We start from the raw sequence: 5,870 nt of genomic DNA, 5'->3' as shown, positions 1-5,870 counted from the left end.
AAAACGGACCGGGCGGGGCCGGCAACCAGTTGCTCTGTTCGGCCTTTGGCGGCTCGTGATGCTGCAAGGCCAAGGTCAGGCCACCGTCGGCGTCCAGTTTGAGGTTGGGCAGCATCGCTGAGTTGATCAGGTAGCGCTTCTTGAGGTTGGGCGCCAGCAGCTTGGTTTTGGCGTCGTACATGGTCAGCGACCAGAACGCTTCGGCCGGTGGCAGTTGGTCCTTGGCAAAGTGCACGGTGTAGCTGTGGCGTGCGCCGTTGGCCGGTTTGCCTTCGCTGTCGACGAAGTAGCTCATGTAGATGGCTTCGTCGGTGGAGTTGCCGAAAATCCCCATGTTTGCGCCGGCATAGCGGTACAGGTAGTTGTTTTTCAGGCGGTCACGGCTGCCGAACAGGTCGCTGCTGGTGACTTGGTGAGTGTCGATTTTGTCTTTCTTGAACGCGGCGAACTCAGCGCGGCCATCGGCAATCCCATCTTCCAGGGCTTTGCGCTGTTCAGCGGTCAGGTCTTTGACCTTGAAGGGCGCGCCGGGGGCGATGCCGATCCTGGCAAAGCGCGTCATCAGGTCTTTCTCGCTGTCCTGAGGCGCGGCAAAGGCCAGCATGAAGTTGAGGTAGCGAAACAGCTGCGGGCCTTCGGTCATGGTTGCCATGGGTTTGGGCCATTCGATCTTCGCTACTTTGGCCGGCGCAGGCTGTTTCACGTAGGCACTCAGCGGCTGCACTTTGTAGCCATTCTGGATCTGCTTGACCTTGTTCAAGTCCTTTTCATCAAACAGCTGCGTGCGGTACAGCGCATAGGCAATGTTGCTTTCGCTGTAGATCACGCGATCGACGTCGACAGGTTGCTGACCTTTCCAGTCCGGCCCGGCGATCATGTAGTGGCCACCATTGTTGCCGGTGCTGCGGGTGCCCAGGTAGGCGATGTTCTGGGTGTATAGATCGATCAACTGCACCGAGTAGTAACGGTTGTCTTCAATCTTGGGCAGCGTCAGCACCAACGGCTCTTTGCGCAGGTCCATCCACACGAAAGAGTAGGGTGTGTCCGAGTTCGGGGTGACGAATGCGGTGTCCCTGGGTGTGAACACCTGGGCGGTGTTGCCGATATGATTGAACGGTGCCTTGTAGTTGGCACCGCCTTTATCAACGGCCTGGGTGTAGAGCGTCTTATACATCTCCACTACCGGGTAGCCATACAGGTAGGCTTCCTTGGCAATGGCCCGGGCTTCAGTCGGGGTCGCCGTGAAATCGGCCCAGGCGCCGGTGCTCATGAGTATCGAGAGGCTCGCCAACAGCAGGCGCGTCGGTTTTCCAATCATGTTGTTGCGTCCTTCCTGAGTGCTTTTTAGAGGGCGTGGGATCAAAGCCCAGAGTTTCCTGTTTTATTGGCCGAACGTCACGTTAATCCCTGCAAACAACGTGAACTGAGTGACTCCGTCGGCCTTGCGTGCCACTGTCCATGGCGGTTCGACAAAAGCGCCAAGGATATGACTGCCGGCTTTCCAGGCCCTGCCCGTGCCCAGTCGATGGGAATGTAGTGGATGTGGGGGTGTTCACGGTTTTGAGTGCCGCAGTTGTGGGCATTGCCTGTGAGGCAGTGCCCTCAAGCGGCAGGCAACATCGATTTGACCTTGTCACGCAGTTGATCAATGGAGAACGGCTTGGCAATTACCTGCATACCTGCGGGTACGTCGATGCTTTCGGCATAGCCGCTGGCGAACAGGATCGGCAGGCTAGGGCGAAGCACGCGTACTTGGGTGGCCAGATCCTTGCCGCTCATGCCTGGCAGGCCCATATCGGTCATCATCAGGTCGATATGCTTGTCGGCATCTTCAGCCAACTTGAGGGCCTCTTCGGCGTCTGCAGCCTCAAACACCGAGAACTCCAACTCTTCGAGTACATCGACGATCAGCATGCGCACGATGGCGTCGTCTTCGACTACAAGGATGGTGGAGGGGGCAGCGCACATAGGGGGAATTCCTGAAAAATGGAAGGGCAGGTGTCTGTCGGTTGTAAGACCGTTCTCTACTGAGTCACGGCCATCTCGGCAAGTTCCATTGGTGGGGCATTGTGAAGGGAAAGGGGGCAAATGTCGCGTGGCATGCAGGCGGTGTGCTGAGCGGGCAATGCGTCAATGACACGCTACAAGCGGGCCATTGACACCAGGGGGTCAAGCGAAAGTCAAAGTGTGGTGTTAAACAGGGCATACGGTTTGTTGTAGGGCACCGTCATAACAAAGTCTCCATCACTGAATTCGCTGATGTGGTACTCCGGCACACCTTTGGTCACCGCCACGGGATCAAGGGTGCCCGCCGTCTTCCCGCTGTTCAAGGAGACTTCCAAGCCTTTTCGCATTGAGGCTTCATTTGGAAAAGTTGCAAGACCGAAGTTTGGATTAAAGAAAAACCATTCCTTCTGGTTGTTTTTATCGAGCGTGACGCCCGCCAGAAGCCCATGGTTCTGGGTGCTGATCTTCAGGAGCGTGGGAGGGCTTGCGGTACTTAAACGCGCAGCAACGTCGGTATACGGCACTTGGCTGACGCGTTGAATACCGTGAAACTGTTCGCGGAGCACCTGATGCATTTCGTTCAGCTCTTTGCGAAAGGCCCGAACCTTGGTGTCGTTAGCATTCCTGGCGGCTTTGAAAAAGTTATTGATGAAGGCGTCCCTGCGGTTGTTAAGAATGGCCAGCGCCATCGTATTCACCAGGGCTGCACACTCACCATTGGACGCCAGGTCAGTTTGGCTGAGATAGAAGTTCTGCGGCATGATGTAGGCCTTGCCACCTTCGGCCAGTACTTCCGCTTCAAACGTCTTGAAGCTCTCAAGACTCTGGATCGCCATGCGCTTTTCTATCTCTTTGGCCAATGTGCCGATGGCTTCGGGATTCCCGGCCTTGCTGACGGCCAAGCTTTTTATCTGCGAGACCCTCATGCTCGAGTGATAGCCCGGGATATCGTCGACAACCCCGGAAAGACCTCGAGCGTAAGCAACTGGGTTGCTTTGTTGCGCTGCCTGTAAGGCTTGCCTGAACTGATCTCCGGTTGCATTTGGTACGGGAGCGACATAAGTGGCCAGCCAATCTATGAAGTTGTTGTTTATTTCACCATTGGCCGCGACGGTTACAGGTTTGAAATCGGTGAGCCCGGTACCATACGGTTGTTGCGTGCCAGGGTTATAGCTATACCACTTGCCCTTTTGAAACACCGCGGCCCCTTCAGCAGTCCGCCCTGCAAGTTTGAAGGTCCCCGTCGCCACTATGCCGTGGGTATTACTGGCTGCCTTGAGCGCGCTGATAGCATCGGCACCTTTGGACAACAGGTAATTGCCGCCTTTACCCAATAGCTTGAGGCCTCCAACCGCCAAATCACCCAAACCACTCACGGGGTTGAGCAGGCCGAGCGTGGAGGCGCCGATAATCTGGACGGCCTTTAACCCCTTGGCGCCCGTGGAAAGAGCCGAGCCGCCTATCTTGATCAATTTTCCTGCGGTGGCGGCACCGGCACTCAGGAACCCGAAGATATCCAGTGTCAGGTCGAATATTCCATCGCCATAGTTGCCGTTCTGAAAGTTGATGACAGCTGATCTGAAAGGAATCAGATTTAACAGGAAATTACTCAGTGGTTTTGGCCCGCCCTGCAATGTATCCAGGGTGGTCTGGCCGCGCGCCAGTTCTTTTATCGCGGGGTCGTCGAGTTCAAGGTGTTCGGCAAATACTGTGCCTATGCGATGGGAGCGCTCGCTATTGAAGCTATCCAAGGGGCCGTCCTTTACCGGTTGCTCCGTGCTCAGACGACTGTCTGCCCCCTCGAGCTTGACCTGATTGACGGTAAATACCCTGTTGGCAATCATTGGCTTGGGTTGCGTGATCCTGGACAGCGGCACCTCTTCAATCGTGCCGCGGTTCAGGTCGATTTCGTAGGTAGTTATCTGCCCCTCCAGCTCAACCTTGACCAACAGTTCCGGTTGATTTTTATCTGGCGTGCTGCCCCAGAAGCCGGTCGACAGCCTGGATGTGCGCTCATAAAAAAACTCGAGCTTCCCGAAATCGAATTTTTCTCGGTCTTCTAAGAGAAGTTGGGAGATCATGTGCTGAACGGTCGTAGCGACCGCGTCCTTTTTATCAGCGATTGCGCGTGCAAATTGCTGATCGAACGCCTCCTGGACGCCAAACCTTGGGTTACTGTTCAAGGCTTCCAATGGGATACGCGGGTCAGTTGACATAAAGGGGCGCGGATTCGGTATGTCCATCATGGCGATGTCCAATAGCGAATGCATGCCGCCCAGCCCGACTTGACCGGGCTCCCCGCGATACGGGTCTGTACCGAGCACCTTCAAGTCGAAAAGCGCTCCGAGGTCGCCAAATCGCTCGATGAGCTTGGTCCGCGCAATACCTTCTCGCGTGGGTAGTGCTTTGTCCAATGTCTGGCTGGCAACCAACCGCTTGTTGACTTGTCTGTTGAATTCATCCTTGAGGGTATTGAGTCGTTCGGGGCTATAGCTGTCCTCTGCATTTGCAACGAATACACCGTTGGCGACTCCCCAATCCACCAGTGCGCGGGTCTGAGCGTGCGCATTCGCAGCCGATGGTGCACATTTTTGTGCATCGCACATGACCTCGGCAAAGGTCATATTGGCGACGGTACCTGGCCGCTCGGCTTCGATAGCCGCGGCCGCAACCGTCAGGTTGAACCACGCCACGCTGCCGATTTTTACACTGTCGGGAATATCTTTAATCAGAAACTGCGGCGCTACCCTGGACAGCAACAGATGGGTAGCGAGTTTGACCGTGCTGGAATTGGCGCGGCCATTTTTCTCAAGATGACGGCTCAAACACGCGGTAACCTCTGAGGGTCGCTGCCCCCAGTGATCAGGGGCATGCAAAGGCCATTCGGCGATTTTGTTGCGCTCAGGTGCCCTGAGTGAATCCGGGTCGAGCCCCAGGTGAATCGCCGCTAATACGTAGTCGTAGAGGCTGTTGTCCGTGGCCGCGCCCTGCAGGTGGGCCTGCAAAGCCAGGCCGAGTGCTCGGGCCTTAGGCGAGTCGAGCAGCTTTTGTATCGTCACGGTCGGGTCTTGCAAGTCGCTTTGGCTGACCGAACTGCCGCGCAGCAGATAGGTCAGTACGCCATTGCCATGGGGTGGCAACGGCAAACCTGGCAAACCTGTTGTGTCGGATTTGAGGAAGGCGCGAATGCTGTGCTGGTCCGCCTTCGCCATGGGAATTGGCCAGGTGAGAGCGCCACCGAAATCACCCAGGGGGTGCTGTAAGGCCTTTTGCTCCAGTTTCTGCGCGAGTGCCGCCATCTCATCGACCGTGCGCGGCAGTTCAAAACCCAAGTGCGTGATCACTGTCGCCAGGGTTTGCGCTGCCGGCTGCACGTGGGCGTACGCCGAGTCTTTATGGGGCGTCAGACGACTATTGTTCAACCCGAATGAGACATTGTCCGGGGTAACGGGCTTGCCATACGTCCGGGTATCAATGCCGCGCAGTTGCTCGGCCAGGTTGCGCAGGTTCTGCTGGTCTGCCAGTTGTGTGCGCAAGGTGGCGGGGGCAGGTGTTTGAACCGCGCGTGGGGAATCTGAGGCGGTTGTAGTGACCGTGTGTGAAGCGTCTTGCGCAATTGGCGCGGGAGCTTCGACGACAAAGGCGCTGGGGTTGTCTGCCAGTGTGCGGGTAGGGGCGGTTATGCTCATTGGGGGTACCTTGGGGGGCAAAAAGACGCCTTCCAAAAGATCTTCCGTGTTCGTGAGGCGCTGTCCTGAGTGCCGCAACCCTTCACCTACGTTCCGCCGCATCTGTATGCACGTATGTAAGGGGTCTGATGAAACCGGCCCGAATTGGCGTGTAACTCACTCGCAGCCTGTAGG

General features: G+C 56.6%; 3 protein-coding genes. All 3 read right to left on the bottom strand.

The genetic code is table 11. From position 1 onward, the window contains the following. Positions 1–1,318, bottom strand: a 1,318-nt coding sequence (locus tag FEM54_RS22325) for a DUF1254 domain-containing protein (RefSeq protein ID WP_138453069.1), incomplete at its 3' end; no start/stop codon positions are given. 284 nt (positions 1,319–1,602) lie between these two features. Beyond that, positions 1,603–1,968 (bottom strand): response regulator, encoded by a 366-nt coding sequence (locus tag FEM54_RS22320; RefSeq protein ID WP_138453067.1) that lies wholly within the window; start codon positions 1,966–1,968, stop codon positions 1,603–1,605. Between the two features lie 212 nt (positions 1,969–2,180). Continuing rightward, positions 2,181–5,696, bottom strand: coding sequence for a hypothetical protein (locus FEM54_RS22315; RefSeq protein ID WP_138453065.1), 3,516 nt, complete (start codon positions 5,694–5,696; stop codon positions 2,181–2,183). Between the last annotated feature and the right edge of the window lie 174 nt (positions 5,697–5,870).

Source organism: Pseudomonas edaphica, from assembly GCF_005863185.1.
GTDB classification, from domain to species: Bacteria; Pseudomonadota; Gammaproteobacteria; order Pseudomonadales; family Pseudomonadaceae; genus Aquipseudomonas; species Aquipseudomonas edaphica.
The sequence above is the reverse complement of the archived record's forward strand: the minus strand, read 5'-3'. Positions and strand labels throughout refer to the sequence as shown.

What these genes read in the sequence shown, in the direction of transcription:
- FEM54_RS22315 (WP_138453065.1), bottom strand. Translation starts at nt 5,696, where the DNA reads ATGAGCATAACCGCCCCTACCCGCACACTGGCAGACAACCCCAGCGCC.
- FEM54_RS22320 (WP_138453067.1), bottom strand. Translation starts at nt 1,968, where the DNA reads ATGTGCGCTGCCCCCTCCACCATCCTTGTAGTCGAAGACGACGCCATC.